3 protein-coding genes and 2 pseudogenes are annotated in these 3,155 nt (G+C 41.2%); 1 reads left to right on the forward strand and 4 read right to left on the reverse strand.

What is annotated here, in order from left to right:
• Window positions 1–78 precede the first annotated feature (78 nt).
• A pseudogene (locus ARSQ2_RS09230) lies at window positions 79–303 on the forward strand (IS110 family transposase); the annotation flags it as partial.
• Window positions 304–334: 31 nt separating this feature from the next.
• On the opposite strand, the pseudogene ARSQ2_RS13100 reads toward ARSQ2_RS09230, so the two are convergent.
• From ARSQ2_RS13100 to ARSQ2_RS13105, 4 genes and pseudogenes are all read right to left on the reverse strand, one after another.
• Window positions 335–487: pseudogene (locus ARSQ2_RS13100) on the reverse strand (DNA N-6-adenine-methyltransferase); the annotation flags it as partial.
• 534 nt (window positions 488–1,021) lie between these two features.
• Window positions 1,022–1,873 (reverse strand): ATP-binding protein, encoded by an 852-nt coding sequence (locus ARSQ2_RS09240; protein WP_181995118.1) that lies wholly within the window; start codon window positions 1,871–1,873, stop codon window positions 1,022–1,024.
• Complete coding sequence (locus ARSQ2_RS09245) at window positions 1,870–2,772, reverse strand: replication protein (protein ID WP_238334423.1); 903 nt, start codon at window positions 2,770–2,772, stop codon at window positions 1,870–1,872. The genes ARSQ2_RS09240 and ARSQ2_RS09245 overlap by 4 nt, the downstream gene beginning before the upstream one ends.
• 105 nt (window positions 2,773–2,877) lie before the next feature.
• Window positions 2,878–3,155, reverse strand: a 278-nt coding sequence (locus ARSQ2_RS13105) for a hypothetical protein (RefSeq protein WP_238334424.1), incomplete at its 5' end; no start/stop codon positions are given.

The following is a 3,155-nucleotide window of genomic DNA, read 5'->3' on the forward strand; positions in this document are numbered from 1 at the left end:
CGTAAATATCACTTTACGTCTAAAATCAATTGAATAGCTCATATAAATAATGTCATCAAAATTAAGTCGCTTAGCTATATCTTTGGTGGTAGGAGGACAGTCCGCACCTCTCTATACATGGCTGCGCTCGTGGCGACTCGGTTTAACACAGTAATAAAAACGTTTTATGAACGTCTTCTGCTCTCCGGAAAAGCTAAAAAGGTAGCTCTGGTTGCTTGTATGCGAAAATTGTTGATCATTCTAAATGCGATGGTCAGAAAGAACGAAAAATGGGATGAATCTTACCATAAGGTTACTCCGTAATTTTATCGGTCAAGACAGTTGCTTCACTATTTCAGTCGCAGGTCAGTGCGACATGCTGTTCTGTTAAAAATGCTTTGCATATTGTGTTACTTTTATCGACACCAGCATCCAGCTTAAAACCAAATTCGACATCCAGTGTTTTAAAAACGTCAATAGGTGTTTGCCATCTGTCTTTGAACGACTTTGGTGTATTACTTGATTATAGCTGGGCGACTTTAAAATGATTACAAGTAATTACTCTATATCATTAAATTTATATTGGATAAAAACATATATTTTGTAATCAAAATTAAGACGCTTAGCTATAGCATATTTAAACCACTGTGGGATTTTTGTATAATCGAGAATTCGAGACTTTGTTAATCATGCAGCGTGGGGTTGGATAAAATTATTACCGTTCTCTACCAGTTTAACGGCGACATCCCATAATTCAGGATCGCTGTTAAGTGTTTTCTCAACATGATAGCCTTTCTCCGTGTATTGCTTAACAAACCTGTTGGCTTCTCGTGTGGTAATGGCTTCATGTCGAAACCAGCTTTTTTGAGCATATTATTTTACTACTCTTGAAAATTTAACAAATCGCACCCTTGCGCCACTGTGATCGCTTTTATTGATTAGGTAAAAGGTTTTGTGTTTTTTGTTGGGTATTATAGAGAGTTAAAACGCCTCTAAGGGCGTTTTAACGTGGTTAACATTGATTTCTAGCTGATATCTGAGTTTATGCAGCCATGCGTGAACGGTAACTGCCCCACGTGAACGTCAATGTGCAGCCGCCACCGTCGTTCATACGGTCGATAACGCGCTCCCCGATAAATCCGGCCAGTTCGTTTAATGCCAGATTGCTGATAATTATCGTTGGCTTCATGCTCTCGTAACGCGTGTTAATAACCTCGAATAAAATCATCTTTTCCGCTTCTCTACCGAACTGAACGCCTACTTCGTCGATGATGAGCAAGTCAGGTTGCGTATAGCGCTTGATAACATCAGCTTCTGAACATTCTGCGGTTTTGCTCCAGGTTGATTTAAACTCGCGGGCAATTCGTAAAACTGTCGTGAATAGCGCTGAATTTTGGTGCTCGTTGATAACGTGCTTGGCAATCGACAGTGCCAGATGATTCTTGCCTGTACCGGGCTTACCACACATCACCAAACCGCCACCATGCTTAAGGCGTTCAAGCCAATGGGTGGCATAGGCATTGCAGAATTTTAAGCAACGTGCTGCATCAGGATTCACTGGCTCGTAGTTATCCAAGGTAACATCGGCAAAGCGTTCCGGCAGGTTCAGGTTATCCATAAGCGTTTTAATTTTTGAGCGCTTGCGGTGTTTTTCCTGCGCTGCTTCGGCTTGCTCCAACTGGATTAATTTTTCGGTCAGGCAAGCAGGGCATTCGCTTCTTGTTTCAATTCCTTTGCCGTGAACTGCCATCCTGCGGCAACGTTGTTTGAATAAGCCGTGCCTGTCACAGATGGCCTCCTTCTCCTCGTAAACCGTGTGCTCTAGTGGCTCGGGTGGCGCATTCAGGTCTGCCAATTTTTGACGCACGGTAGTAATTTCTGCGCTGTAGTTCATAGCCCCTCCCTCGATAGACATTCCCTCGCCCAATCAGGTAGCTGCGGTTCCCCATAGTCCTTGTCAGAAAAGGTATCTGCGACAGAGTCGGATTTTGCTTGCTGAGTTTTTCCGGGTTGATTAGGCTCGAAGAGTCCTTGCCAACCGTTGGCGATACTGGCGTTAATAATTTCTTCTGGCTGATGCCCATTTTCTCGGCACTTGCCTAGTAGCTTGATAGCCTGAATGACCGTTTGCTGGGATTTAATCGGCTTGTTGATTTCCTTGCGGTACTGCACCCAAGAATCCCAAGTTGGTCTCGGTAGCCAATCAGGAAGTTCTGCCGAGCTTGGGTCAAACGATTTTGATTTTTCCAAAGAAGGGGTTTGGGGTGGTTTATATATATTGTCTTTTTTGTCTTTTGTAATAGTGTCTTTTGTGTGTCCCTGTTTTGGTGACAGTGCTGTCACTGTTTCGGTGACACTTTTTGTACCCGTTTTGGTGACACTATCACCGTTTTGGTTACACCTTGAATTTATCACTCTTTTAGTGACATTTTTGTCACTATTTCGGTGATACTGACCCTGTTTTGGTGACAGCTTTGAATTGTCACCTTTTTGGTGACAATTAGGCATCACCCAATCTGAAATATTTTTATTAATACCGATTTTAAACCCATTTTTTACTATCACTTTTATCGCTATTAATTCGTTTTTAGCTTTATTAACCTTTTGCCTTGGTAAATTGGTTAGCTCGCCAATTTGAATATCAGTGATTCGATCAGTTTTTTTATTGAATCCATAAGTTTTACGACAAATTGCATGAGCAACTTTTGCCTGATTTTTTGTTAAATCAGCGATAATAAGCGCTTCATACAATTCATTAGCTAATCGAGTATAACCATTTTCAATTTCGGCCACGTGAGGGTCATTGCATTTGTTCTGAGCTTCAAAGTCAGCGTAAGTAACGTTAGTCATAACAGAATCCTATAAATTATTTTTAATTGATGTTGGATAACTTATCGTTCAGCTATACTTATCAATTTCATGCAAAATGCAATCGATATCCGCACATAAGTAATCCAGTATTTCAGGGAGGCAAGGATTCGGTTTTCTGTAACATTCGCACGCATCAAAGTACTTGTAAATGTTAGCCGCGATTTCTCTTGCTCTAATTAATCTGCTATGACTTTCGTAAGTCATTTCTAGCTTTATTTTTTCCTGTTGAGTACTGGAGATATCAACAATTCTCATGTTAATTTTCCCCGATGCCAGTACGAACAGGTTGACGACCAGCCCAAATG

The organism is Arsenophonus endosymbiont of Bemisia tabaci Q2 (assembly GCF_902713415.1).
Taxonomy (GTDB): domain Bacteria; phylum Pseudomonadota; class Gammaproteobacteria; order Enterobacterales; family Enterobacteriaceae; genus Arsenophonus.